This window comes from Pseudomonas sp. FG35, assembly GCF_057809295.1.
On the sequence record NZ_JBMDJR010000003.1, the window covers coordinates 296023 to 322014 of the forward strand.

Consider the following 25992-nt stretch of genomic DNA (forward strand, 5'->3'; position numbering starts at 1 on the left):
CATTAGCAACCTAACTATGTAGGCATGTTAATGATCTGGATCAGGATGAAACAGCTGCGCGTCTGTACAGCTTAATTGCAGTTCCGGCAACAATGCCTCAGCGCGGATTCTCCGGTTTGTAGCCCAGACGCAACCCGCCCCAGTGGCGGCCCTTGACCATGATCGGCACCGACAGATCGTGCATCAGCTCGCCGGTATCGCGGGTGTAGGTCTGCAACAGCACGGGTTGCTGATGGCTGCCGCAGCGGATACCGGTGCGGTCGGCGAATTTGCGTTTGGTGCGATTGTTGACGGTATCGACCTGCACATCCCCGGTCAGCGGCTGGCTGAATGCCTGATTGTGGGTCGGCACGTAACCCTGCTGCGTGCAGGCAATGGCGAACACCAGGCCTTCGTGGCGCGGCAACAACGGTTCCTGAATCGCCGGGAGTACCTGATCGGTGTAGCGGTCGAAACGGGTCTGGAACTTGGCAGGTTGTGTATCGGGAATCGGCTGATACTGGCGGTCAAACAGATCTTCAAGGCTGATGCGCCCTTGCTCGACATCGGCCTCGAACCGCGCGGCAATCTGGCTGGCGCCTTCGCGGGCAAGGTCGTAGATGCGTTGGTGATAGTCATCCAGCCCGACTTCGGCCAGGCGTTCGCTGATGGTTTCCGCCTGCCCTTCCATCTGTACGGCCGCGTCGGCCAGACGACGAGTCTGCTGGTCGCTGATAGCCAAATCGCTGCGCATCTGCTCGATGGCAGCGAACAGACTGTCGAGCTGTTCGCGATTGGTTTCCGCGCCTCGGGCGATTTCGCCCACCTGGCTTTCGACCCCGGCCGCCAGTCGCGCGATGTTTTCCAGGTGCTGACCGGTGTGCTCAACCTGCTCGACACCCGTGTGTAAATCGTCGGAGAGCTGGCGGATCTGCTCCACCACCTGCGCCGTGCGTTGCTGAATGTCGGCGACCATTTCCCCCACTTCACCGGTGGCCGTCGCGGTACGAGCCGCCAGGCCGCGCACTTCGTCCGCCACCACTGCAAATCCACGACCGTGCTCGCCGGCCCGGGCCGCTTCAATCGCGGCGTTCAATGCCAGGAGGTTGGTCTGGCTGGCGATGGACTGAATCACCAGCGTCACGCGCTGAATATCATCGCTGCGCTGGCTCAAGGCTTCGATCAGTTCGCGGCTCGCATTGGCGCGCTGGCTGAGCTGGTGCATGCGCGAGATCGAATCCACCAGTTCGGTGCGCCCTGCTGCGCTGCTGTGATGGGCTTCGCTGGCGGCGCCCAATGCCTCGCGGCTGAGCTGCGAAGTGGCCTGTTCAGTGGCGATCATGACTTCAGCGTTGTTGACGATCTGCGCGGCGGCGTCGAGTTGCGATTGCAACTTGCCGGCCAGCTCCTTGACGGAAAACGCCACGCCAGCGGCTGACAGCGCGTTATGGCTGGTGGTGTAGGAAAGGTCGCGAGTCAGCTCGGACATCGCGCTGCTGCTGTCGACCGGTTGAGCATCGGGGACCGCCCGAGAACGCAGGCGCGGCAGCCAGACGATCAGCACCGCCAGCGGCATGCTGACGTACAAGGGCCATTCGCCCAGGCTCATCCCGGCCAGCAACAGCATCAGGGCGATGCTTTGCAGGGTCGGCGTCAGCCAGCGATTCTTCGGCAAAACAACTGGTGCAGGCAGAGCCGCAACCAGAGATCCATCTCTCGTCATTTCGTTACCCCACGCTTGTTCTCATTGTTGTGACTGCATTAAACGCCACTACAACGCCATTATCCATGGTCCGTTAGTCGTGGGTCTGTGGCAGGTCAATGGAATGGCAGGGAGACTTTCCGGCAGACGAGAAAAAGCAAAGATCGCAGCCTTTTGCAGTTCCCGATGGAGCTGCAAAAGGCTGCGATCTTTTCGCGACGACCCATATTGAAGGGGTCGCCTCAGGAATCAGGCCTGACGCTGGTGCTTGTCGATCTGCTCGTGCCGCTCTTGAGCTTCGATGCAGTACTTGGTGGTCGGGCTGATCAGCAGGCGTTTCAGGCCAATAGGCTCGCCGCTGTCGTCGCACCAGCCGAAGCTGTCTTCCTTGATACGCTCAAGGGCCTGCTCGAGTTGCGGCAGCATGCGCTGGTCGCGATCGATCGCGTTTACCAGCCAGGTGCGCTCTTCTTCCACCGATGCGGCGTCCGCCGGGTCAGCCGGGGTGTCCAGGCTTTCGATGGCAATACGGTTCTGCTCAATGCGCTCATGGGTTTCGACTTTCATGTTCTGCAACAGCTCTTGAAAGAAAGCTTGTTGCTCGGCATTCATGTAGTCATCTGCCGGCATGGCCAGCAACTTGTCCTTTGTCATTGATATCTCTATAAAAAACGTGCATTAAGGCGAATTAGGGAGCGTTCCGGCGAACCGTCTGCGTTCATCGGAAAGGCATCGTTTATTGCAAACGCCACCCGGCACTCAATTTACGAAGGGGCGGCAGTCTAAGGCTCGTTTGAGGCCTCAGCAACTGTAAATACCGGGAATTTGTCCGACAAGGCCCGGAAACTGCTCTGACACAGGCTTCACAGCGCTCATCGGAGTGCGTTTATAGCAAGAAATTCAGTCGAGCGGCTGTATATAGAAGACAAACGTCGGACGAGCGGCGCTTTGTCGCATTTTCTGACGGCAGAATCCCCAAATTTGTAAGCGCCAACCAATGCCTCGCAAGGGCTGGCGTTGTGCATGAGCAGAAACTCAAGGTTGGCGAATCTGTGGCTGCGGTAGACTTTCCTCCAATAAATCGCGAACGGACTTGGGAAGGAGTTTCGGGTCTACATTTTCCTTGATCAACACCACGACTCTGTCGTTCGATGGTTCCAGTTCTCCGAGGTTCTGTGCAGTTACTGGAGGTGGAAGCAACGACTCAATGCTGTAGTTGATACCCCGGTACCCGATAGCAACCGGCCGAGCAAATGCCTGACGCAAGGTCACACCCAACGCGGAGGACCTGACTACCGACCCCGTAACGCCCGGCAAATCAGGAGCAACTTTGTTCACCCGGTCACGCAGTTGAGAATTGACCTGCTCCAACTCAGCCTCCAACTCGTCGATTCTGGCTTGACTGGTTGTCGACACTGCCGCGGTTGCGGTTTTTACCTCAGGCTGGGGCTTATCAGGCTTTTGAGGATCAGCCGGTTTGGTTTCCTTGTCTTCTTTTGTTTGAACCTTGCCTTCAGCACCAGCACCAGCACCAGCACCAGCACCAGCACCAGCACCAGCACCAGCACCAGCATTTGGCTCCTTGCGGAGTTTGAGCAACTGCGCTTCGATGCTTTTCTTCTTGTCACTCAGATCAACCATCGCCATGGTCAATGCCGAGAACGTGGCACTCATGCCCTCCTCAGAAGAAACACTCACATCAATGGCTCGGGCCAGGTATACGTCCGTGATCAAAACCAATACCGACTGCGCCCCCTCAGAACCTCTTCCGCTCGTACTTAATGCCTGCGCGGCCTCCTTTAACATTTGACGATCCTTTATGGTGTAACGCGTCGGCGCCACCTCGTTGAACCGGCGTCGTGCCTCCAGATAGCTCACACCATAGGTCTCCGCCGCCGGAACCGAGTAGGAAACGCTGTATTGTGATCGACGTCCCAACCCGATAAGCGCACCGATAGCATTGCTGGTGACATTGACGCCAACATCACTTTCAGCCAGTGAAGCAAAGGTAAATCCTGGGAAAGCTACCAAGCTATTTATCACCCGGTCACGAACCTTCAATGGTAAAACCTTTCTGGTCTGAACAGTACCAATGCCCGTGCCATCATCATAGGTATCCGAAGACTCGAAGGTCACTGTTGGTGCAGACCGGTACAACTCCTCACTCAGATCGATGTGATCGACGCGGATCGATCCCAACACATAATCGGCAGTCTTGCTTTTCTGGCCTTTCCCAACAGAACGCGCAACAAAAACATCACCGACCTCAAACTGTGCCCGAGGTGGGTATATCGCCTGAATGCCTAATTGCTCTGTATTGGTTGCCCAGTTTTCGGCGACCACGCCGGGAGTCGGTCTCGAGCCACATCCTGTTAATGCGCCCGCCCCTACCAGACACCAAATTAAATAACTGTGCTTGTACATGCTTTAACCCTCCCTTGAGTTTCCATAGCACGCCTTTGCGCATCGATCGCGCGCAGGTCGGCGCCTCAACGATCGAGGGGGTCATGGACTACAAGGGAGTAATACAAACGAGTACTGATTCAGAGGGCCTGAACTCGCTTAACTTTTCCATCCCTGGTCGGTGCTGGCACTTTGACTATAGATCCGGCACAAACCTCCGCAAGGGCCGTCCCGGCCTTTATTTTCGGGTGTTTCATCGGTGATACGCTCAGCAACGACCGTCGACCCGTTGTCACGAAGTAGTCAGCCCACAGACTTTGCCGCTACATTCGTCACCCACATCACCAGATCGTCGCCTCCAGGGAAGTGCACATGAAACTGATCGGAATGCTCGACTCACCCTATGTCCGCCGCGTGGCGATCTCCGCCAAGTGCCTGGGTATTGAACTGGAACACGACCCAGTGTCGGTGTTTCGCCACTTCGAACGCTTCCAGCAGATCAACCCGGTGGTCAAGGCGCCGACCCTGATGCTCGATGACGGCGAAGTGCTGATCGACTCGACCCTGATCCTCGACTATCTCGAAGCCCTGTCCGGCAAAACCCTGCTGCCAACCGACCTGCCGCAACGGGTCAAAGCCCTGCGCCTGATCGGCCTCGGCCTCGCCGCCTGCGAAAAAGCCGTGCAGCTCTACTACGAACGCAACCTGCGCCCGGCCGACATTCAATATCAGCCGTGGGTCGAACGCGTCGAAGGCCAACTCGCCGCCGCCTTCACCGCCCTTGAACATGAACTCGAAAAACACCCGCTGCCCACCGACGGCCCTCTCCAGCAGGACGGCATCACTCTCGCCGTCGCCTGGAGCTTCACCGGCCTCGTCGTCCCCGACCAGATCGACGCTCAACGTTTCCCGCGCATCGCCCAATACACCGAGTACGCCGAAAGCACCCAGGCGTTCATCAACACCCCGATGACCTGACCATGAGCACCACCGAAACCGCCGCCCCGGCCCTCAAAGAAATCTTCAACGCCGAACGCCTGCAACACATCGCCACTGAAATGAGCGCCGTGTACCCGGCGTTCAAGGCCAAGGCATTTCTCAAGCACGCCAACGAAGGCCTCGCCGACCTCTCCGTCATGCAACGCATGGCCCGCGTCAGCGAAAGCCTGCACGCTGTGCTGCCGCTGGATTACGCAGATTCCCTCGTTATCCTGCGCGAACTTGCCCCACGCCTGAACAGCGGCTTCGTCAGCATGTGCCTGCCGCACTACGTCGCGAGCTACGGCGCGCACGCGTTCGACACCTCGATGGAAGCCCTGAAGTACTTCACCACCTTCGGCTCCTCCGAATTCGCCATCCGCCACTTCCTGCGCAGCGACCTGGAACGCTCGCTGGAACTGATGCACGACTGGACCCGAGACGAAAACCACCACGTCCGAAGACTCGCCAGCGAAGGCAGCCGCCCTCGCCTGCCGTGGTCATTTCGGCTGGAACCGTTGCAAGCGGATCCGCTGTTGGCTGCCGGGATACTTGATCGGTTGAAAGCCGATGAAAGTTTGTACGTGCGCAAGTCCGTGGCGAATCATTTGAATGACGTGACGAAAGAACATCCGGAGTGGGTGCTGGATACGGTTGAGGGGTGGTCGCTGGAGAACAGGCACACGGCGTGGATTGCCAAACATGCGCTACGAAGTTTGATCAAACAGGGGAATTCTCGGGCGCTTACGGTTATAGGCGCTGGGGCGAAGGCTGAGGTTGAGTTGCTGGATGTGAAGGTGGAGCCGGCGGTTGTGCGGCTTGGGGATACGATTACCTTGTCATTTACCGTTCGATCGTTGGTGCCAGTTGAACAGCGGCTGGTGATTGATTATGCGATTGACTATGTGAAGGCGAATGGCGGGACGTCGGCCAAGGTTTTCAAGTTGAAGACGTTGGAGCTGGAGGGGTTCGGGAGTGCGGTTGTGGCGCGGCGGCAGGTGATCAAGGATTTCACTACGCGCAAGCACTATGCGGGGGTGCATGCGGTGCATGTGGTGGTTAATGGGGAGCGGTTGGGGAGTACAGCGGTTGACATCGATTTTTGACGGACTGAAAGATTCTCTCTGACGTTGCTCTCGTACGTGGACTAGCCAACAAAAAAATCCAAGGACCTGGCCATGAAGCTTAAACAAATAGTCGATTGCTTTTTTAAATATGCGATTGAACGGAGAAATCCGTACAGCAGCTTCCCCCTTACCACTGAAATCGATGAGTTTGGCGGGCCGTATGTTGAAATTTCCGACTCAGGAAAACTGGCTATCGTTGCGCGAGATCGCGGTTATGAAGTGTTGAGAAAAGAGACAACATCACCAGAGGAGCTGGCTAAATGGGTGTATGAAATGTTCAACAAGAGATAAAACTTCACACCTATGCGTCATTTCGACTAATCCAACTCGACGCTTTCAACTTTTCGCAACCGATCAAAAATTTACGACTTTACTTTCTGACTGATTTTGACCAAAAGTATCTAAACACGCTTGGCACCCCTTCACAGCCGGCTTCAGGCGGGAAGGAAGGTCAAACTGTCAAGATTGATCTCGGCGTAAGAACCTATATCCCCCTTGTAAAGCGAGACCCTGGACACGCCCAGCTCGGACTGTAAAAGCTCGACTAACGTTCTTAGCTTTTTGTTTTTAGACATCGACGTCGGACGCACTACCGCTGCCTGTCCGGGTTCGTCATCGTAAATCCTGATCAGAAACATATCCTCTTCGCTCTGTATTTCGTAGTTATAACCACGATACTCATACCCGAGGTCGTGGTCGACGTCATCAAAGCGAGTAGCTTTTATTATCTTCAAAGTGGCATCCAGCATTTGATCACCATAGAAGGATCGTTTCAAAGAAATGCTAAAAAAATGGGGACGTGCAAAAAATCGAAAAATGGGGACGCATCTATTTATCAAAAGACCCGCTCTATTTTTTCCGACTCCCCCCCGTTTCCAAGAATTACCAACTGCCATATGGAATGCCGAACTGGTCGATATAACGCTTGGATTTTTCACTGACCGGATATGCGTAACGCCCCTGGTTTTTGCCTTGGCTTGGCCCCAACGGTTCAATCTCAGCTTGCGCCCTAGCCACTTTGATCGGGTGATGACAAGAGTCTCTAACCCACACTTGCACAACTCCGCCCGGCGCCAACCCTAAATAAACGGAAGAAATATAGGTGGCCGTTTCCTCCGGAGTTTTCGCACATCGCTGATTGACCGACGTCAGCATCAGCTGCCTGGCTTCTTCCGGTATATCCACCCAAGCACGATAGGTCTGAGGCTCCACAATAGATTGCCAACGAACAAAGATTCGTTTGGGAAGATCGGCGCCTACTACTGCTTTTGCAGAGCCGCCTACGCCATGCCAACCTCGGGCTGACTCTGTGCCATCCTCTGGTTGCCCGCCCGAGGCGGATCCCCCGCCGGTGCGTAGGAACGTTCTTCCTTTGATGTCTTCCACCGAAGTATCTTCCACCCAAACCTTCATGTAGTGAGGCTCTGTGAAACCCAGCTCCCACCATGGGGATTTTGGGTCGTTTTTCGCTGAAAGCGGGTCTGCGGAACAACCGGTAGTGAGCAGTGTGCACAACAGGGTTACAAGTAGCTTCATTACCAAAGCGTCCAATCAGGTACGTGCGGGTGTTTTACTCGAATTGCATCTGACGTGGGAGCGTTGATGTAAACCGCTTTCACGCCACTTCCATCCCTTCGGCCGAGTGGGTGGTTCCAGTTGGCGGATGTATGAATGTACTTGAGTTTCAGGATTTGCTCCTCTTGCGGGGTGGTGCTGTAGTCGCCAGAGACAAAACGATCACACAAAGCTTGAAGCTCCGCAGGAATGGAAAACTCGGGAGTCTCAGGAATATCGTTGAAGCGAACTCCCTTGGCTTTCGCCTGTTGATGCATCACACGTAGACATACTCTGGAAAGCATCCCGCTCACAGGGCGTTTGAGCTGAACGGCGGCATAGACGCGCTTGATCTGTGGACTAGATCGATCCTGTGGACTATTGGGCATAAGGAGTGGCGGTGGCGTGACGATTTCCAGCATTTCAGAAGGCCAGCCATTGGCGAGCCACTGATTTTTCACGGTTAAAGCATCCTGATAAATCGAGGTGGTTACGACATCAGTGTTAAGCGACACCTCAAGTGTCTGCATCGGGCTGACGAGTACGCACTCATCCGCCTCCTCGAGGTAGCCCCCACCAATATCGGAATGAACACCGGGCAAAATGATCTCCTGATGATCTGGCGTTACACAGCTGAGGGCGAAATTTCCCCTGCACTCATCGCGTGCGACCAATTGGAGGACATCAGTGAAATAGCGTTGATCCAGATAAAGCTTGATGCCTGTTGCAACGGGGCTTTTGATGTTGCCCAGATTGGACCAGCCAGCAATGGAAGGAACGGTATCGAACAGGCCTATAAAGCCCATATTGATATCGCTTTTATATTGATCGCTGAAAGTCGAACTCAAGGAAGCTGCGTTATTTCGAAGGATTTCTCCTAAAGGACCCTGTTTGCCGCGCACGACTTCATTTGCAAAATGCCGAGCGGCTGCCGCACCACGGCTGAAGCCGAAGGTGTCGAATGTCAGGGAGACAATTTCACAGCCCGGATTTTCGTCCAGCGCCTCCTTGATCCGCTGCTTGATCAATACGAACGAAGATTGAACACGACCGGCAACTCCGGTTTCGCCACGCCCAGTACCTGCTCCCAAGGTGCTGTCTTTTTCACCTGAACGGGTGCCGATCCCTTCGACATACACCATGCGAAAAGCACGTTTTCGCGTGCCCTCACCTTCGGCTGCCTCAGGCGTGTCATACAGCTCACTCAGCTTTTTTATATTGCTGACATCATTGCCATAACTACTATCCGGATCACTCATATACGGCTTGCAACTCGCATCAATATCTTGAGCCGCAATCGGATGATGAGCACCACACAGAAGCCCGGCCGCTGCGTTATTCGCATTATTCCCCGTCCCATCGAAGAACACTCCGATCTGCAGGGCAATGCCGATTTTTTCACGTGCCGATGCCGGTTCCTTCCCGTGTTTCTCATATTCAGCCCAACGCTGGGCATGAATATCGACGGGGTCGGTTCCTTTGTTGCGATAGTTTTTAGGCGGGTTGGGAATGTAGCCACTCAATCCTTGATTCCTTCTTCTGATCCTTGAAGAACGGGCCGAAGGGTGACAGCGGAAATCGGGGGATGCAAGGCGTGGCCGCGTGCCAGCACCTGGCGCTCTTTCTCCCTGCCTGCAATGGTGGCGCCGAGCCACGAATGATATGGTTCAGCCTCAAAACCAGGGACGACACCTCGTGCACAAACAATGTCTGGCAGCAGCAGTAACCTTCGCCATCAGTTTTTCCGCTCTTGCCTCTCCCGTACCGCAGGAAGAGCTCGAAGAGTGCCAACGAATAGAAAACTCGGCCAAACAGGTCATGAAAACCAGGCAGCAAGGCGTGCCTATGGCTTCGGTGTGGGAATTGGCCGAAGCGGCAGGTAAGCAGAACGAGTATGTGGGTGAAGTGTTCAAGTCGCTGATCCGCGAGGCGTACGAGATTCCTCAATACTCAAGCGAGAGCTTGCAGCAGAAAGCGATCAGCGATTTCCATTCCAATTTCTACAAGGCTTGCATCGTGACGGCGGAAAAGAGAGCAAACGCAAACGGCTGAGCTCAACGAACAAAAAAGAGAGCAGATTCAGGTAATGAATCTGCTCCCTTTTACTGAAGGACTCCTGATTCAGGGCCAGGGAGCTCCATCACCTTCGCGGGCATTAAAAGCCGCCCCCTCAATGTGATAAACCTGCGGCTCCTCCGAAAAATACCTCTCAAGTCCCAGCATAAAGACCCTGTGATCCTCCCCCGCCTCAAAATCCGTGTGAGCCTCAAGCGAGTCCCACCGCACAATCAGATTGAACCGCTCCGGCGTTTCAATCCCCTGCGCAAGCATGTGCCCGCCGTACCCGTTCGCGCGGCGGAGCAAAGGCGCAACCTCGGCAAATGCACGCCGGAACTCATCAACACGTTCTGCGTGAACAGGCAGCAAAGCGATCTCGTAAATCATGACGCATCCCCCACAGAATCCACACGAAGCGCCGGCTCGACCGCAATCGCAATCTTCCCTTGAAGACCGTTGTTGGGACTTTCCAACCGAGCATGGGCCAGCGCAATCTCCGCAAGCGAATACACCGCGCCAACATGTGGTCGCAGTTGACCGCGCTCCACCAGGACACTCAATTCATCGAGCTTGCCGCGGTTCTGGCGGGTGAAAACGAAGTGATAGCTCGCGTTCTTGCCCCAGGCCTGAACGAGGTTTTGTGGTTTGGCGATGTCAACGATCGAGACCACGCGGCCAAGTTGCGCGAGTGCGTCGGGGCTGCGCGACAGGGTGTCGCCGCCGATGGTGTCGAACACTACGTCCACTCCGAGGCCATTGGTTTCCCGCAGGATGGCGTCGACGTAGTCTTCCTTTTCGTAGTCGATGATCACATCGGCGCCCATGCGGCGGACGAACTCGGCATTTGCTTCACGCGCGGTCGTGAACACTTTGGCGCCCATCGCTTTGGCGAGCTGGATGGCGACATGTCCGACGCCGCCTGCGCCGCCATGGATCAAGATGCTCTCCCCTACTCTGAGCGCTGCCCGCACGATCAAGGCTTCCCATGCTGTCCCGCCCACCAGGCTCAAGCTGGCAGCTTCGAGGTGGCTCAGTGAGGAAGGCTTTTTGCCGATGATGCTGGCGGACGCCACGTGGTACTCGGCATAGCTGCCGGGGCCGTCGAAGATTTGCGGCGTGTACCAGACTTCGTCTCCGGGGGCGAAAGCCGTCACACCCGGGCCGACCGCTTCGACTACGCCGGAGACGTCATGTCCGGTGATGGCCGGCAGTGGCACCAGGTCGGAATAGTCGCCGCGTCGGACTTGATAATCCAATGGATTGATCGAGGTGGCGTGTACCCGGACCAGCACTTGTCCCGTTTCCGGCACAGGCTTGGGCACGTCGCAGAGTGTGAACGATTCCGGGTTGCCAAATGATTCAAGCAGCATCGCTTTCATGGTGAATCCTCGTATCGACAATAAGGGATATCGAGATATCTCGATACATTGCGGTAAATTTTTTTACAGCTCTTTCCCTATGACCTCGGCCAAGGCGCTGATGTTGGCTTCATTGCGCTTGTAGTAGGTCCACTGACCGATGCGCCTGACTTCAACCAGGCCCACACGCTGCAGCGTTGCAAGATAACCGGACACCGTTGACTGCGAGAGTCCGATGCCCTCTTGAATACTGCTCACACACACGCCCACCGTGTGAACGTCGCCCTCGTCCTGCGGGGGAAAGTTCTTTACGGGGTCCTTCAAGCCTTTCAGGATTTCAAGCCGTACCGGGTTTGAGAGTGCTTTGAATACTTCGATCAGGTCCATGCGGCGAGGATATCGAGATTATTCGATATGTCAATACGCTGTTTGACCAACGGAAAGCATCTCGCCTGCCGAGAGCCCGGCAACGCTCGTCAAACCGCCAGAACGCAGCAAGGTACCTGGTAAAGAATGTGCTCGGTGGTACTGCCCAACCATTTGCTCAAGCCCCGGTTGCGAACTCTTCCCATCACGATGACATCGACATGCTGCTCGTCGGCGAACTCGCTCAGCACAGTGACTGGCCGGCCTTCAACGAAGTGGCGCTGACTGGAGGCCACACCGAACTGCCCGGCCAGTCGAAGAAACGATTTTTGCAGGTCCTCGCGCAGTGACCGAGTCAGCTCGGCCAGGGGTAATCCCCCCATGTCCGCCAGGTACGCGGCGGAAATATCGCAGGCATAGAGCAAGTGCAACTCGGCGTCGCACTGAATGGCCAAGGCACTGGCCTGCCGGATGATCTGCTCGTTCAACGAGTTGTCGGCGGACTCGATATCCGACACCTCGACCGCCGCCAGCACTTTACGAGGCAATACATAGCCGCTTCCGCCCACCAGATACACAGGTACTGGACAATCGCGCAGCAATTGCCAGTCCAGCGGCGTGTAAAACGCGCGCCTGAGGGCCGACACCTGTTCGATTTCCTTGATCAGCAGATCGGGCCCATACGCTTTGACGTGATCAAGGATGCGCTGCTCCACATCAGCGGCCCATTCCACTTCGGTGGTCACCTCGATCCGCCTGCCGCGCAGATTGACCGCCCGGGCTTCCAGCGTCCGCCGGTGTTCCTCAAGAAATGCTTCGCGTGCCTGTGACCGGTTGCCTGTTTCCAGCAGCGACAAACCGTCGAGCGAGGGAATCAGCGCCAATATGTGCAAGCGCGCGCCACTGGCCTTGGCCAGCGCCGCGGCATGGTTGATCGCAGCGGACTCGCGCAGGAGCGGATTGATGATCAGCAACAACCGTTGATACTGGCTCATAGAGACCTCTCGTCAGATCCAGGACTTTGCACTTCGGTTCGAACGACCGGCCCCACCGCCAGGATGCTGCCGGGTACCGAATACAGCGCCCGCTCGGTATTGCTACCCATCAACCGGTCAATACCTGCGCGGTGCACCGTGCCCATCACGACCACATCCGCCAGGTATTGCTCGACAAACTCGCTGATGACCGGCACTGGCAGCCCCATCACAAAATGGCGTCGCTCGGGCGGGATCCCGTAGCGATCGGCGAGGTTGATGAAAGCCTGGTGCAGGGACTGCCGCAGCTCCTCGACAAAATCCACTCCCCATCCGGCACCGATCAGCGGCGCGTCGCCATTGAAGGCCGGTGACAGGTCATAAGCGTAGAGCAGGTGCATGGGCGCGTCACATTGCGCGGCCAGCGCGTTGGCGGTCTGAATGATGGTGTCATTCAGACCGCTGATCTGGGTCTCGGGATCGAACGGATCCACGGCCGCCACGATCCGATGCGGCAGGCTGTAACGGACCTCGTTGACCAGATGCACGGGCACCGGACATTCGCGCAGCAAATGGCAATCCAGCGGCGTTATGAAAACCCGCTTCAGGAGGGGTTCGAGCGTCACATCCTTGATCAGCAAATCAGGTTTAAGGTCTGCGACAGCCCGCAGGATATCCAGCAGCGCGTGGGTGGTGAACACCACGTTCACCGTCACCTTCAGTCCCTGTTCCGAGAGTTGCTCAAGCTGATCGGCTACCCAGCGACGGTGGTGGCGCAGATAGCGCTGATACCCGACCTCATCGATTTTGTCCTCCCACAGGTGAACCACGGGTGCCGGTTCAGCGAAGACCCGAACGTCCAGCGCCGCCCCGCTCGCCTTGGCCAGCGCCACCGCGCGCAGCATGGCGGGCGTCTGATGCAGAGTCTGGTCGGCGACCAGCAGCAAACGTTGATATTGCCCCATCACACACCTCCGCAAGACAACCGCAGGCTTTGAGACTGAGCCTGCGCCAATGGCACGCAGTTGATTTACATCAACTTCGGACCATTCAACATCGCCGGTCTCTGACCCAGATCAGATTCCTGCCCATTGAGCGGCGTAGAAAGAAAGCGACTGCAGGGCGTTGTGTCCCGCACCCGTCTTTAAAACCGCAAGGAGGGTCTCCTCATGCTCACCGTCAAAGACCACAACGAACGAGCCGCCAATGCCTATGCCTCGATCGCCGGGCAACACTGGATCGAAGCACTCAGGGACGGTCGCCATGTGCTGATCCGGCCCCTTTCGGAAAAGGATCGGGAACGCGAGTATGCGTTCATCCAACGCTTGTCTCCGGAGTCGCGACACACGCGTTTTCTGGCGCAGATAAACGAACCGTCGGGCACGATGCTGGATCAATTGATGGATACCGATAATCGCCTGCGCCTGGCCTACGTGGCGCTGGTGCACGACAACGGCCAATTGATCGAGATCGGCGTAAGCCGCTATGCCGCCACGGGTGAACACGAGTGCGAATGCGCCGTTACCGTTGCCGATGAATGGACGCATCTGGGGCTGGGGACCTTGTTGATGGAACACTTGATCACGGCGGCGCGCAAGAATGGAATGCATCGGATGTATTCGGTCGATGCCGCCAGCAATGCTTCCATGCGCGATCTGGCGCGGGCGCTGGGATTCGAACGGCACAATGACCCCGACGATCCCCGCCAGGTCATTCACAGCCTGTACTTGTAGCCTCTGTCGCCGGCGAACGTCCGTACGGGCGATCGCCGGTGCTCCAACGCTAGAGCCCCCTGCCCGGCTTGATCGCCAACACACTGCACGGTGCCCGGTGCAAGAGCTGTTCGGCCGTGGTGCCCAAGAGTTTGTTCATCCCTTTGTTCTGCACCGTCCCCACCACGATCACGTCGACGTTTTGCTCTTCGACAAATCGGCAAATGGCCGGCACCGGCACACCTTCGATGAAATGACGACACTCCTTCGACACGCCATGACGCTCGGCCATCGCGGCAAACGCCTCATGCTGTGCTGTGCCCAGCGCCTCGTAGATACCGGTGGCCAGCGGCAACGCACCAAACCCGAAGTCCTGCGCATAGGCGGCGGTCCAATCGTAGACGTGCAACAACTGCAGCCGGGCATTGCACACCTCGGCCAGCTTCGATGCGGCGTCGATAATCCGGTCATTGAACACCAGATCCTGATCTTCGCTGCGAAGCACGTCGATGATCGCCAGAACATGACGGGGGCGTGGGTTCAAGGCGTTGGTCACGAGGTGTACCGGGATCGGGCAATCGCGCAGCAGTTGCCAGTCCAGCGGGGTAAAAAACACTCGTTTCAGGACCGACTCTTCGTGGGCATCCCTGATGATCATCACCAGCGGTATTTCATTGATGAATTGCAGAATCTCCGCGTAAGGGTCCTGAACCCAGACCACTTCGCTCGTGACAACGATCCCGTGTCCACGCATCCGTGTTGCCTGTTCTTCAAGCCAGTGGCGATGCTTCTCCAGGTAGGCGTCACGGGCCACGGCCACCTGTTCGGGGGCAAACAGCCCGACCACGGCCAGCGCCTGTAAATAATCGAATGCCACGATATGCAGCGGTCTTTGCAGCGCCTGCGCCAATGCCAAGGCACGATCGAATGCCGGCGTGTGGTGCATGGAGGGCGGAGCGATCAGCAGCAGGCGGGGTTCCTGTGACATGGTGCACCTCGACATTGAGCGATGGCAGGGAATGAGTCTCAGGCTGTCCCTTTTACCGACGAGCACTTTGATTTTTGTCAGTGTCCGGTCAAATCGTCGCTCGATCCACCAGCAGACCGGCCCACATGGCAGCGGTCAGCAGAATCTGACCGGGTATGACATACGCGGCGAAACGGCGTCCGCCACTGATCCAGGCCACCAGGCATTTGCTCAATGCGTTACTGCTGACCGCCAGCAGCACGGGCGGCGCAATGGCGGCGTAATCCAACAGTCCACCCTTGGCGAGGGTGGCAATCGACGCCGTGGAAGAATGAGCATCGGCGAATCCGCTGAGTACGGCAGTCAGCATCACGCCCGCCTCGCCAAAGTGATCGAGCATCAGCGAAGACAAAAACGTCACGCCGGCCATGGTCAACGTGACCGCCAGCGCGAGCTTGAGATTGAACGCCCCGCCGACCTTGATCGGTTGGTTCGCAGCGACCGCAGGCCTGGGGAACAGCAGGCCCAGGCTGAACAGCAGTGTTACGCCGAATCCGGCCAGCAACGGCCCCCACAGGTGCCGCAGCAGCGCGGTGTCGACCGCGCCGAGGATCAGCGCGACCTGCGCCGCCGTGGCCAGGTTCGACAGCAGGGCCGCCGCACTCAATACCTTGAGGTGCTCCGGGTCTTTGCGGGCGATATGGCCCATCGCCGCAATCGTCATGGTGCTGGAGGCGAAACCGGACGCGATGGCGCTGACCGCGTAGCCGTAGCGCACACCCAGCGTGCGCACGGCGATATGCCCGATGGCGCCGACGGCCATCAGCAACACGGTCAATGTACAAAGGGTGCGCAGGTTGAGTGCCGAGTAGGGACCGATGAACCGGTCAGGCGTCAGCGGCAACACCACCAATGCTGCGATCAGCAGCACCAACCCATCGCGCATCTCCGCTTCGCTCAACTGGCTGCGGGCGAAGTGATGGAGTTTCTGCCGGTAAGCCAGCAGCCCCGCCATGACCACGCCAATGGCGATTGCCAGTTCCGGCGCTGTGCCGCATAGCGCACCCAGTACCAGCACCGTGAGCAAGGCCACTTCGCTGGTCAGCCCCGGATCAGTGCTCAGGCTGCGCCAGTAAGCCACGCCGATCAGCACCGCCAGACAGCCGCCCACAATGCCCAACAGCAGTGCGCCGCCCACTTGCATCGCGACGTAACCCAGCAGCGCCGTGATCGCGAACGTGCGCAACCCGGCACAGGCACGGCTGTCGCCGCGCCCTTTGTGCCGCTCGCGCTCCAGACCGACCAGCATGCCGATGCCCAACGCCGCGGCGGCCCCCGCCAGACCCAGTGCGTCACTCATAAAGGGATCGGACCATCGGCATACGTGATCCCGGGACGCTTATTGACCGGCGCCCTATCGGCAATCGCTGGCCACACGGGGGCCGCATCGATCCGTGACTTGAGTTGATCGATAACATCATTGAAATACCTCCTCCGGCCGCAACCACCGTTGTTTCTCATCCAGTGCAAACTCGGCACTACCCCGCATTCACTCGCAGGGCTGCGGCGGTTTGACGATCATCAGACTGCAGGGAGCCTGGTTCAACACGCTTTCGACGGTACTGCCGATGAATCGGTGTGTGCCGTCGGGATACAGCATGCCCAGCACCACCATGTCGAAAGCGTGCTGCCGGGCAAACAGGCCGATGACCTTTTGCGGGATGCCGGTCAGCAAGTGTCTGCATGAACTCTGGATGCCATAGCGTTCAGCGAGTGCTTCGAAAGCTTCTTGCTGGGCGTCCTCGATGGCGTCTTTCAGACTGCCATCCAGGCTGCCTGTCGACACGCTGATAGCCCCGTCGTCGATGACCGCCCAGCAACCGACATTGAGCAGATGCAGCGCCGCGCCGCAACCGGCCGCCAGCGTGCAGGCAAGGTCAAGTATCCGGTCGTTCAACCCTTGCGTCAGTTCTTCCAGATGCGACAGATCGACCGCCGCAAGAATTTTCATTGGCCTGGCATGCCCGGCGCTTGTCACCAGGTGAAGGTGTGCCGGACATTCGCGCAGCAAGCGCCAGTCCAGCGGGCGATGGAAAGCCCGGTCGAGTGCAGGGACGTAATGGGTATCCTTGATGACCAGGTCCGGATGAAAGTCTTGCACGTACTCAAGCACGTGCGCCAGGTTCGATCTGGCCCAGACCACTTCAGTGGTCACGTTCAGGCCGATGCATCGTTTGAAGCGGGCCTGCTGCTCCAGCCAGTGCCGATGCACTTGCAGATACCCTTCCCGCGCCTGGGCCATTGCCTCGGGTGCAAACAGCCCGGCCGCTGCCAGCACCGGGACATAATCGAACGCGACGATATGCAACAGTGCTCCGTTTGCAAGAGCCAGCGCACAGGCGCGTTCAAAAGCCGGGGTCTGGGTCATTTCGCCAGGGGCTATCAATAGAATGCGTTTGAGTTTGAGCACCACGTGCCTCTCCCTGAAACGTTTACCTGGATGATTGAAAAGCTGATTTCCTGAAGAGCGACATGAGCGGGGATTTTTCTCTCAGCCTGATCACGATCAGGAATTCTGCTGCTCAAGTATCGGCAGGCATTCTTCTGGCTCACTGATTTTTATCAACTTGATCGCAGTGATGTGCCCCCGGTCACTCACAACTTGTTTCTGATGCGCGAGGACGTTTTGACTGACTCGGATCCATTCGTCGTTTAACGGCGGCCGACAAGGCTTTTTCCGTGTCAATGGCGACCCGAGAACTATGATCAACAATTCATGGTGAGGGCTTTGCGGTGGCAGAAACTCGCTCGTATCGCGATCAATACCTCAAAACGGCGTGCTCCCGGTGCAGCGTGCTGGAGCTGTGTCTACCGCTCGGCTTGAACGGTGGAGAAATCGAGCGTCTGGACACGCTGATCGCCCAGCGACTGAAGGTCAAAAAAGGCGCGGCACTCTACCGTGCCGGTGATCCTTTGCGTTCCCTCTATGCCGTGCGGCTGGGGTCATTCAAGACCAGCGTGCTGTCGATCGATGGTCGCGAGCAAGTCACCGGGTTCCAGATTGCCGGTGAAATGCTCGGTCTGGATGCCATCAGTTCGGATCTGCACACCTGCGACGCGTTCGCGGTGGAGGACAGCGAAGTCTGCCCCATCCCTTTTGGCCAGCTGGAAAAACTGGCCCGGGAGCTGCCGTCACTGCAGCACAACCTGAACAGGATCCTCAGCCGGGAGATCGTTCGCGATCACGACATGCTGATGATGCTGGGCAACATGAGCTCGGATGAACGCCTGGCAGCGTTTCTGTTGAACCTGTCGCAACGCTTGAGCGCTCGTGGTTATTCGTCGCGCAGCTTTGTGTTGAAGATGCGTCGTGAGGAAATCGGCTCCTACCTGGGCCTGCGCCTCGAAACCATCTGTCGCGGCATCGCCCACCTGCGCGACCAAAAACTGGTGGAGATTACCGGCCGCGACGTCACCATTCAGAACATGGACGGCCTCAAGCAGTTGATCGTCGGCTGCCATCGTCACCCGCAGTGAGCGTGCCGACGGGCCGGACGCGCCTTCACGGGGTAATCGCCACCTTCATCACACCGTCACGCTGGTGTGCAAACAAATCGTAGGCTGCTTCAATGTCATCCAGTTTGAACCGGTGGGTCACCAACGGTGAAAGGTCAACCATGCCGCTCTGCACGACCGCCATCAAACGCCGCATACGCTCTTTCCCGCCGGGGCACAGGGTGGTGACGATGCTGTAATCGCCCAACCCGGCCGCAAAGGCGTCGAGCGGAATGCGCAGGTCGCTCGAATACACGCCCAGGCTCGACAAGCGGCCGCCCGGACGCAGCACGCGCAACGCCGATTCAAAGGTGCCTTGCGTGCCCAGTGCCTCGATCGCGACATCGACACCGCGCCCATCGGTGAGGGCCATGATCTGCTCGACCACGTCGCCCTCGCGAAAATTGACGACATGGGTGGCGCCCAATCGACGTGCTACCGTCATGCGCTCGGCCACCGCATCGACACCGATGATCGTGCTGGCGCCTTTGAGCCGGGCACCGGCGACTGCACACAGACCAATGGGGCCGAGGGCGAATACAGCGACGCTGTCGCCGATGCTCACCTCGCCCCGTTCGGCACCGGAAAAACCGGTGGACATGATGTCCGGACACATGAGTACCTGCTCATCACTGAGGCCATCAGGAATCGGACAAAGATTGGCCAAGGCATCGGGCACCAGTACGTATTCGGCCTGGCAGCCATCGATGGTGTTGCCGAACTTCCACCCGCCGATGGCCCGGAAACCATGGCGAGTGTCCGGCCCGTCCTGGGAACCACAGCCACACAGGCACGCATAACTTTGCCCACTGGGAGTGATGGCGCCGGCAATCACGCGCTGCCCCTCTACAAACCCGCGCACCTGTGATCCCAGACGTTCGATGATCCCCACCGGTTCGTGACCGACCGTCAAACCCTTCGCCACCGGGTACTCGCCGCGCAGGATATGCACATCCGTACCGCATATAGTCGTGGTGGTTATTCGAATCAAAGCGTCCTGCGGGCCGACTTCGGGGATCGGCTTGTCGTCGAGCACGATGCGATTGTTCTCGACGAAAATCGCGGCTTTCATGGTGGCCATGAGCATTCTCCTGAAGGATTCGACTCGTAGTCAGCCTGCGCCGCGCTGCCAGACCGGCACTTGATAATGATCAACAATCGACGACATCCGCGACGATTGACCACCCGTCTGACGGCGTTCTGCCGACCATCGGTTGTTTGACAAAGATCAAACGTCCACCGCACGCCGGGCTCAGCCTGTAGCCATCGGTTCAACGCTTCCTGCCCCAAGGAGAGTCGTCATGTCAGAACAACCGCGTTACATGCTGGTCGCCTCACCCCTGATGGAAAACAACCCTGCCTTCGACCGTGCGGCGGCACTGGCCAAGGCGGCGGGCGCGGCCCTGCACATCGTGGCTTTCGATTATCTGGAAGGTCTGGCGACCGCCAGCATGGTCAACGAGCAAGCACTGGAACAGATGCGAATCGGCTATATCGAGCGTCATCGTCAGTGGCTCGAAGAACGGGCGCATTCGATGCGCAAGCTCGGGGTCACCGTCACCACGGAAGTGGTGTGGGTGGAACGACCCTTACAGGAAATCCTCATTCACCTCAAAGAACAGCCCATGGCGGCGCTGATCAAGGCGCTGGAGCCGGAATCGTTCCTGTCACGCTTGATGTTCACCCCGCTGGATATTCACCTGCTGCGCGAATGCCCGGTGCCGCTGCATTTCGTCAGCCATGTCGGGCATGCCCTGCCGCGCAAGATCCTGGCCGCCGTGGACCCGTTCCACCGTGACGGGCAGTACGCCGGCTTCAACGACCGGATCCTGCGCGAGGCCGCCAAACTGGCCAGCCTGTGCAATGCCGAACTCGACGTGCTGTATGCCCATGATCTGTCATCGATCAGCGCCAATGAATTCGGCTTCGACAATGCCTCGGCGTTCTTCTCCTCCAGCGCCGCCAAGTCCCTGTTCGATGCCCAGGCCGAGGCGTTCCGCGAACTGGCCGAACGCAATGGCATTCCGGACGAGCGTCAGCACATGGTCATGGGCAACCCGGCCAAGGTGCTCTGCAGCTACGCGAGCGGGTATGACATCGACATGATCGTCATGGGCCCCGTCGGCCATCGCGGCGCAGACCGGCTGGTCGGCAGCACGGTAGAACAGCTGCTGTACAAGATTCCGTGCAGCGTATGGGTAGCGCCGGAGAACCTGCCTGACTGAGTAGGCTCCCGCGCCTCAGGAACGAGTGCGTCCTCCCAGCATCCGGTCCAGGGTGTCGTCGCCGACCCAGTAATGATGGAACAGCCCGGCAGCGGCGTGCAGGCCGATCAGCCAGTAACCGGCATTGCCGATCAGCTCGTGCCAGTGCTTGATCTGCTTGGCCAGGTCCGGATCGACCGCCACCGGCGCCGGCACATGAAAGCCGAAATACGGAAAAGGTTTGTCGCCAGCCGCGAGCATCAGCCAGGCCAGCACCGGTGTGACGATCATCAGCCCATACAGGGCCAGGTGCATCAGGTGCGCGATTGCCGTCTGCCAGGCAGGCGGTTTCGGGGTGATCGGCGGACGCGGCGTCAGGCGGCCAAACAGGCGCACCCACACCAGGACGAAAATGCTCGCGCCGAACATCCCGTGCAATCCCATTAACAGGCCTCGCGCTTCGCTGCCTCGGGGCATGAAGCCTTTGATTTCAACGCAGGCATACACGCCGACGAACAGCGCCAGCATCAGCCAGTGCAAGGTGATCGACAGTTTTCCATAACGGGGTGCGGCCATGTCGCGGGTCATAAGTGCCTCGTGATTGTTGTGAGCGACGGCCGACTCGTTCGGCTGTCTCGATCCGGTTGCCGGGCGAACCGACGATGTCACCCTGCCGGGGAAGTCTTAAGACAATCTGAAGATCCGTCGTTCGTTAACCTTTTTTCACCTTCAGACTTCGTTAAGAAATGGTCCGGATACTCCACTCAAACCTATTGAGGGAGGCGTTCAGCCCATGCCCGATTCTGACTGGAATATTCCCCTGCCCCTGCATTTTGGCCAAGGCGAAACACCGCAGATGCAGCTGTCGAGCGCCCAACCCGGCGATGCTCAACGAGCGGCGTTCGAAGCGTTCATTCAACAACGCTTTCGCAAGGCCCACGGCGCCGATATCCGCCATTTCATGCCTGAACTGTTTGGTGTGCACAACGACTCCGGGGACTTGTGCGCAGCGGCCGGGGTACGTCGTGCGCACCTTGAACCGCTGTTTCTTGAACGCTACCTGGACGAGCCGATCGAGCCCTTGATCAGTGCAGCCGCCGAGCGTCCGGTGGAGCGTAGCGCGATTGTCGAAGTCGGCAACCTTGCCGCGAACGACACCGGCAGCGCACGCCTGAGCATCATTGCCATCACTTACCTGTTGGCCATGGGCGGTCTGGAATGGGTGACCTTCACCGGCAATATCGGCCTGGTCAACAGCTTCCATCGCCTGGGTCTGAAACCGGTGACGCTGTGCGCCGCCGACCCCGAACGTCTGGGCGATGACCGTCACCACTGGGGCAGTTACTACGAAAGCAAACCCTGGGTGCACGTGGGCAATATCCGCGCCGGTTTCATCCATCTGCGCAACATCGGTCTGTTCGGTCGGCTGGGATTGCCGACTTCTGTCGAAGGAGCCTGCCATGTCGCTTGAACGGCAACGATTCCAGGAAACCCTGCGCAGCCATGCAGGGCGCAATGACAACGCGCTGGCGTTATGGGGCGACACCCTGAAAGTCAGTTATACGACGCTGTACGCCGAGGTGATGTACCGCCAGCAACGCTTGCGCGATGAAAACGTGAAGGTCATTGCCCTGGCACTGGATAACGGTGTCGAGGCCATACTCTGGGATCTGGCGGCGTTGTTTGAAGGCTTGACGTGCGTGACCCTGCCGCCGTTCTTCAGTCCGGCACAACGTGCCCATTGTCTGGAACAAAGCCAGGCCGAACGGGTGATCGCTGAACCGGAGTTGGAGAGCGAACTGCTCGCCGCCGGTTATGAACGACGCGGTGAATTCTGGTGCCGCGCCTTTGAAGGCCCGAACCGCCTGCCCGCCGGTACCGCCAAATTGACGTTTACCTCCGGCACCACCGGTACACCGAAGGGCGTGTGCCTGAGCGCCGACAGTCTGCTGCGGGTCGCTCGGGAGCTGGAAGAGGCCAGCAAACCCACAGCCCCTCAACATCACGTGGCGCTACTGCCGCTGGCGATCCTGCTGGAGAACCTCGGCTGTTACGCCGCACTGTACGCCGGTGCGACGCTGAGCGTGCCGAGCCAGAAAACCCTGGGCATCCAGGGCGCCAGCGGCGTCGACCTGCCGCGCTTGCTCGGCTGTCTGGCCAGCCGGGCACCCGAGAGCCTGATTCTGGTGCCGCAATTGCTGCTGTTACTGGTCAGCGCTGCCGAACAGAAAGCCTTCGATCCGCAATCGCTGCGTTTTGCCGCCGTCGGTGGCGCACGGGTTTCCGAGGATCTGCTGCACCGCGCGCAACGGGTCGGCCTGCCGGTCTACGAAGGCTACGGCCTGTCCGAGTGCGCCTCGGTGGTTTGTCTCAACCGACCCGGTGCTCGGCGTCCGGGGAGCGTCGGGCGGCCCCTGCCTCACGTCGAAGTGCGCCTGGCCGAGGACGGAGAGGTACTGATCAAGGGATCGACCCTGCTCGGCTACCTTGGCGAACCAGCGTACAGCGATGAGTGGTGGCCCAGCGGCGATCTGGGCGAGTTCGACCCGGAAGGTTTTCTCTACCTCAAGGGCCGCAAGAAGCATCAGTTCGTCACCAGTTTCGGCCGCAACGTCAACCCGGAATGGGTCGAATCCGAACTGACCCAGCGTCAACACATCGCCCAGGCCTTTGTGTATGGCGAAGCCTTGCCACACAACCACGCCCTGCTCTGGCCGCACCGTCCGGACTGCACCGATGCCCAGTTGGCGGCCGCCGTCGCCGCTGCCAACGAGGCCTTGCCCGATTACGCCCAGGTGCATCACTGGACACGTCTCAAACAACCTTTCACGGCCGCCAACGGCCTGCTCACCGCCAACGGTCGCCCGCGCCGCGAGGCAATCGTCGCGCAGTACCGCGCCGTGCTTACCGAATCCGCCCTTTCCGAGGAATCCGCACCATGAGTTTTTTCGACACCCTGCAAGAAGCCACGCACCAGGAACGCCATGAGCTGTTCAATCTGCCGATCATCCTCGATGCGCTGCAAGGCAAGGTCAGCCTTGAAAGCTATCGCGCGTTTCTCGCCCAGGCCTACTACCACGTGCGCCACACCGTACCGCTGATGATGGCCTGTGGTGCACGCCTGCCGACGCACCTGGAATGGCTACGCAAAGCCGTGTGCGAATACATCGAGGACGAATACGGCCACGAGCAATGGGTGCTCAACGACATCGAGGCCTGTGGCGGTGACCGTAACGCGGTGCGTGATGGCCAGCCGTCGCTGCCGATCGAGCTGATGGTCAGTTTTCTTTACGACCTGATCGCCCGAGGCAATCCGGTGGGTCTGTTTGGCATGGTCAACGTGCTGGAGGGCACCAGCATCGCCCTGGCCACCCACGCCGCGGGCAGTATCCGCGAGCGTCTGGCCCTGCCGGAAACGGCGTTCAGCTACCTCAGTTCCCACGGCTCGCTGGACATCGAGCACATGCAAACCTATCGCCGGCTGATGAATCAGCTGGAAGATCCGGCCGACCAGGCGGCGGTGATCCATGCCTCGAAAGTCGTCTATCGGCTCTACACCGACATGTTCCGCGGCCTGCCCCGTGACGCGGAGGCTCAACATGCAGCTGCATGAAGCCCGTGTGGTGTTGACCGGTGCCAGCGGCGGCATCGGGATAGCGATCACGCGTGCCTTGTGCGCTGCCGGTGCGCAGGTCCTGGCGGTCGCGCGGCATCAGGAATCGCTGCGCCCGTTGCTCGACCTTTACCCGCAGAACCTGTGCTGGGTCGCCGCCGATCTGACGTTCCTCAGCGACCGGCGCAAGGTGTTGGCCGCCGCCGAGGCCATCGGCGGCATCAACCTGCTGATCAACGCCGCCGGGGTCAATCACTTCGCAATGCTGGAACAGCTCGACGACAGCGACATCAACGCCATGCTGGCGGTGAACATCAGTGCGCCGATCTGCCTGACCAAACTGTTGCTGCCGCTGCTCAAGCAGGCCGACAGTGCCATGGTGGTCAACGTTGGTTCGACCTACGGGTCGATCGGCTATCCCGGTTATGCCAGTTATTGCGCCACCAAGTTTGCCTTGCGCGGATTTTCCGAGGCCTTGCGCCGAGAGTTGGCGGATACCCGGGTCGGTGTGTTGTACGTGGCGCCGCGCGCCACCCGCACCGCCATGAACAGCCCCGCCGCCCAAGCCTTGAATGACGCACTCAAATCCAGCGTCGACGACCCGCAAGCCGTCGCGAATGCCGTAATCCATGCGATTGCCGGCGATCGCCGCGACCTCTATCTGGGCTGGCCGGAGCGCTTCTTCGTACGCCTCAACAGCCTGCTGCCCAATCTGGTGGATCGCGGTCTGCGCAAGCAATTGCCGTTGATCCGTCGCCTGAGTGAAAAACCCGAGAACGAGACGCCGAAACCATGAAAAAACTTCTCGCCTGTGTGCTGCTGGGCGCCCTCAGTCAAAGTGTCTGGGCGCTGGACGCTGCCGATCAACAACGCCTCAACAGCATCCAGCAGAGCTGGGCGCACATCCAATACGAGACCCCGGAAAAACAGCGGGCCGCTGCGTTTGAACAGTTGGCCGCCCAGGCAACGCACTTCGCCACGGAACGGCCGGCCGTCGCCGAGGCCTGGATCTGGAAAGGCATCGTCACCAGCAGTTGGGCCGGTGCCGAGGGCGGGCTCGGGGCCCTGGGCAAAGCCAAGGACGCCAAAGCCGATCTGGAAAAATCCCTGACCCTCGACCCCAAGGCATTGCAAGGTTCGGCCTACACCAGCCTCGCCGCGCTGTACGACCGGGTGCCGGGCTGGCCGATCGGGTTCGGCGACAGCGACAAAGCCGAACAACTGCTCAAACAGGCCCTGCAACTCAACCCCGAGGGAATCGACAGTCTGTACTTCTGGGGCGATCACCTTTACCGTCAAAAACGCTACGCTGAAGCCAAAGCAGCGCTGCTCAAGGCCCTGCAAGCCGCTCCTCGCCCAGGCCGGGAAAGTGCCGATGCCGGACGCCGCAAAGAGATCGCCGCGTTGCTGGTGGACGTGAACAAGAAACTCGACTGACAGGA

At 58.8% G+C, this 25992-nt stretch carries 28 protein-coding genes; 12 read left to right on the plus strand and 16 right to left on the minus strand.

Going from position 1 to position 25992, the window contains the following annotated elements:
* Positions 1–97: 97 nt before the first annotated feature.
* The 3 genes from ACODTD_RS07880 to ACODTD_RS07890 form a co-directional block, all read right to left on the minus strand.
* Complete coding sequence (locus ACODTD_RS07880; RefSeq protein WP_201819148.1) at positions 98–1702, minus strand: methyl-accepting chemotaxis protein; 1605 nt, start codon at positions 1700–1702, stop codon at positions 98–100.
* A gap of 228 nt (positions 1703–1930) precedes the next feature.
* Positions 1931–2335 carry a TraR/DksA family transcriptional regulator gene (locus ACODTD_RS07885; protein WP_011334700.1) on the minus strand — a complete coding sequence of 135 codons (405 nt, stop codon included), beginning with the start codon at positions 2333–2335 and terminating at the stop codon, positions 1931–1933.
* A 381-nt stretch (positions 2336–2716) separates the two neighbouring features.
* Positions 2717–4105 carry a hypothetical protein gene (locus ACODTD_RS07890; RefSeq protein ID WP_489104697.1) on the minus strand — a complete coding sequence of 463 codons (1389 nt, stop codon included), beginning with the start codon at positions 4103–4105 and terminating at the stop codon, positions 2717–2719.
* A gap of 351 nt (positions 4106–4456) precedes the next feature.
* On the opposite strand from ACODTD_RS07890, the gene ACODTD_RS07895 reads away from it, so the two are divergent.
* The 3 genes from ACODTD_RS07895 (at position 4457) to ACODTD_RS07905 (ending at position 6480) form a co-directional block, all read left to right on the plus strand.
* Complete coding sequence (locus ACODTD_RS07895; RefSeq protein ID WP_285358243.1) at positions 4457–5062, plus strand: glutathione S-transferase; 606 nt, start codon at positions 4457–4459, stop codon at positions 5060–5062.
* A gap of 2 nt (positions 5063–5064) precedes the next feature.
* Positions 5065–6168 (plus strand): DNA alkylation repair protein, encoded by a 1104-nt coding sequence (locus tag ACODTD_RS07900; protein WP_285358246.1) that lies wholly within the window; start codon positions 5065–5067, stop codon positions 6166–6168.
* Between the two features lie 72 nt (positions 6169–6240).
* On the plus strand, positions 6241–6480 hold the full coding sequence (locus ACODTD_RS07905) for a hypothetical protein (protein ID WP_011334704.1): 240 nt from the start codon (positions 6241–6243) through the stop codon (positions 6478–6480).
* Positions 6481–6623: 143 nt separating this feature from the next.
* Here ACODTD_RS07905 and ACODTD_RS07910 read toward each other — a convergent pair whose 3' ends face one another.
* From ACODTD_RS07910 to ACODTD_RS07920, 3 genes are all read right to left on the minus strand, one after another.
* Positions 6624–6938 carry a hypothetical protein gene (locus tag ACODTD_RS07910; protein WP_064597421.1) on the minus strand — a complete coding sequence of 105 codons (315 nt, stop codon included), beginning with the start codon at positions 6936–6938 and terminating at the stop codon, positions 6624–6626.
* A gap of 133 nt (positions 6939–7071) precedes the next feature.
* Positions 7072–7725: a DUF2931 family protein gene (locus ACODTD_RS07915; RefSeq protein ID WP_011334706.1), complete on the minus strand. Its 654-nt coding sequence runs from the start codon at positions 7723–7725 to the stop codon at positions 7072–7074.
* Positions 7725–9266: a phospholipase effector Tle1 domain-containing protein gene (locus ACODTD_RS07920; RefSeq protein WP_285358251.1), complete on the minus strand. Its 1542-nt coding sequence runs from the start codon at positions 9264–9266 to the stop codon at positions 7725–7727. The genes ACODTD_RS07915 and ACODTD_RS07920 overlap by 1 nt, the downstream gene beginning before the upstream one ends.
* 172 nt (positions 9267–9438) lie before the next feature.
* Between ACODTD_RS07920 and ACODTD_RS07925 the strand changes: the two genes are divergently transcribed.
* On the plus strand, positions 9439–9795 hold the full coding sequence (locus tag ACODTD_RS07925; protein ID WP_285358253.1) for a hypothetical protein: 357 nt from the start codon (positions 9439–9441) through the stop codon (positions 9793–9795).
* A gap of 69 nt (positions 9796–9864) precedes the next feature.
* On the opposite strand, the gene ACODTD_RS07930 is transcribed toward ACODTD_RS07925, so the two are convergent.
* The 5 genes from ACODTD_RS07930 to ACODTD_RS07950 all read right to left on the minus strand — a co-directional run bounded on the left by ACODTD_RS07930 (position 9865) and on the right by ACODTD_RS07950 (position 13464).
* Positions 9865–10188: an antibiotic biosynthesis monooxygenase family protein gene (locus tag ACODTD_RS07930; protein ID WP_011334709.1), complete on the minus strand. Its 324-nt coding sequence runs from the start codon at positions 10186–10188 to the stop codon at positions 9865–9867.
* Positions 10185–11180 (minus strand): zinc-dependent alcohol dehydrogenase family protein, encoded by a 996-nt coding sequence (locus tag ACODTD_RS07935; protein ID WP_221614480.1) that lies wholly within the window; start codon positions 11178–11180, stop codon positions 10185–10187. Before ACODTD_RS07935 ends, ACODTD_RS07930 begins: the two co-directional genes overlap by 4 nt.
* A 63-nt stretch (positions 11181–11243) precedes the next feature.
* Positions 11244–11546, minus strand: a complete 303-nt coding sequence (locus ACODTD_RS07940; RefSeq protein ID WP_007950555.1) for an ArsR/SmtB family transcription factor — start codon at positions 11544–11546, stop codon at positions 11244–11246.
* A gap of 89 nt (positions 11547–11635) precedes the next feature.
* Positions 11636–12520: a universal stress protein gene (locus tag ACODTD_RS07945; protein ID WP_221614479.1), complete on the minus strand. Its 885-nt coding sequence runs from the start codon at positions 12518–12520 to the stop codon at positions 11636–11638.
* A complete protein-coding gene (locus ACODTD_RS07950) occupies positions 12517–13464 on the minus strand; it encodes a universal stress protein (RefSeq protein ID WP_011334712.1) in 948 nt (315 codons plus the stop codon). Before ACODTD_RS07950 ends, ACODTD_RS07945 begins: the two co-directional genes overlap by 4 nt.
* Before the next feature lie 204 nt (positions 13465–13668).
* Between ACODTD_RS07950 and ACODTD_RS07955 the strand changes: the two genes are divergently transcribed.
* Positions 13669–14232: a GNAT family N-acetyltransferase gene (locus ACODTD_RS07955; protein WP_285358263.1), complete on the plus strand. Its 564-nt coding sequence runs from the start codon at positions 13669–13671 to the stop codon at positions 14230–14232.
* A gap of 49 nt (positions 14233–14281) precedes the next feature.
* Here ACODTD_RS07955 and ACODTD_RS07960 read toward each other — a convergent pair whose 3' ends face one another.
* The 3 genes from ACODTD_RS07960 to ACODTD_RS07970 all read right to left on the minus strand — a co-directional run bounded on the left by ACODTD_RS07960 (position 14282) and on the right by ACODTD_RS07970 (position 17648).
* Positions 14282–15199: a universal stress protein gene (locus ACODTD_RS07960; protein WP_285358265.1), complete on the minus strand. Its 918-nt coding sequence runs from the start codon at positions 15197–15199 to the stop codon at positions 14282–14284.
* A gap of 88 nt (positions 15200–15287) precedes the next feature.
* Positions 15288–16538 carry an MgtC/SapB family protein gene (locus ACODTD_RS07965; protein ID WP_489104698.1) on the minus strand — a complete coding sequence of 417 codons (1251 nt, stop codon included), beginning with the start codon at positions 16536–16538 and terminating at the stop codon, positions 15288–15290.
* Between the two features lie 189 nt (positions 16539–16727).
* A complete protein-coding gene (locus tag ACODTD_RS07970) occupies positions 16728–17648 on the minus strand; it encodes a universal stress protein (RefSeq protein WP_489104699.1) in 921 nt (306 codons plus the stop codon).
* 323 nt (positions 17649–17971) lie between these two features.
* On the opposite strand from ACODTD_RS07970, the gene fnr reads away from it, so the two are divergent.
* Complete coding sequence (gene fnr, locus ACODTD_RS07975; protein ID WP_489104700.1) at positions 17972–18715, plus strand: fumarate/nitrate reduction transcriptional regulator Fnr; 744 nt, start codon at positions 17972–17974, stop codon at positions 18713–18715.
* 25 nt (positions 18716–18740) lie between these two features.
* Here the strand turns inward: fnr and ACODTD_RS07980 are convergent, their stop codons facing one another.
* Positions 18741–19814, minus strand: coding sequence for an NAD(P)-dependent alcohol dehydrogenase (locus ACODTD_RS07980; protein WP_489104701.1), 1074 nt, complete (start codon positions 19812–19814; stop codon positions 18741–18743).
* Positions 19815–20034: 220 nt separating this feature from the next.
* On the opposite strand from ACODTD_RS07980, the gene ACODTD_RS07985 reads away from it, so the two are divergent.
* Positions 20035–20958, plus strand: a complete 924-nt coding sequence (locus ACODTD_RS07985) for a universal stress protein (RefSeq protein ID WP_489104702.1) — start codon at positions 20035–20037, stop codon at positions 20956–20958.
* 15 nt (positions 20959–20973) lie between these two features.
* Here ACODTD_RS07985 and ACODTD_RS07990 read toward each other — a convergent pair whose 3' ends face one another.
* Positions 20974–21525, minus strand: coding sequence for a cytochrome b (locus ACODTD_RS07990; protein WP_011334720.1), 552 nt, complete (start codon positions 21523–21525; stop codon positions 20974–20976).
* A 205-nt stretch (positions 21526–21730) separates the two neighbouring features.
* Between ACODTD_RS07990 and ACODTD_RS07995 the strand changes: the two genes are divergently transcribed.
* From ACODTD_RS07995 to ACODTD_RS08015, 5 genes are read left to right on the plus strand one after another with little or no spacing between them, the layout of a single operon-like run.
* Positions 21731–22408, plus strand: a complete 678-nt coding sequence (locus ACODTD_RS07995) for a thermostable hemolysin (RefSeq protein WP_489104703.1) — start codon at positions 21731–21733, stop codon at positions 22406–22408.
* Positions 22398–23879 carry an AMP-binding protein gene (locus ACODTD_RS08000; RefSeq protein WP_489104704.1) on the plus strand — a complete coding sequence of 494 codons (1482 nt, stop codon included), beginning with the start codon at positions 22398–22400 and terminating at the stop codon, positions 23877–23879. The genes ACODTD_RS07995 and ACODTD_RS08000 overlap by 11 nt, the downstream gene beginning before the upstream one ends.
* Positions 23876–24550 (plus strand): iron-containing redox enzyme family protein, encoded by a 675-nt coding sequence (locus tag ACODTD_RS08005; protein WP_039767068.1) that lies wholly within the window; start codon positions 23876–23878, stop codon positions 24548–24550. Before ACODTD_RS08000 ends, ACODTD_RS08005 begins: the two co-directional genes overlap by 4 nt.
* Positions 24537–25346: an SDR family oxidoreductase gene (locus ACODTD_RS08010; RefSeq protein ID WP_221614475.1), complete on the plus strand. Its 810-nt coding sequence runs from the start codon at positions 24537–24539 to the stop codon at positions 25344–25346. Before ACODTD_RS08005 ends, ACODTD_RS08010 begins: the two co-directional genes overlap by 14 nt.
* A complete protein-coding gene (locus ACODTD_RS08015; protein ID WP_011334725.1) occupies positions 25343–25987 on the plus strand; it encodes a tetratricopeptide repeat protein in 645 nt (214 codons plus the stop codon). Before ACODTD_RS08010 ends, ACODTD_RS08015 begins: the two co-directional genes overlap by 4 nt.
* Positions 25988–25992 lie beyond the last annotated feature (5 nt).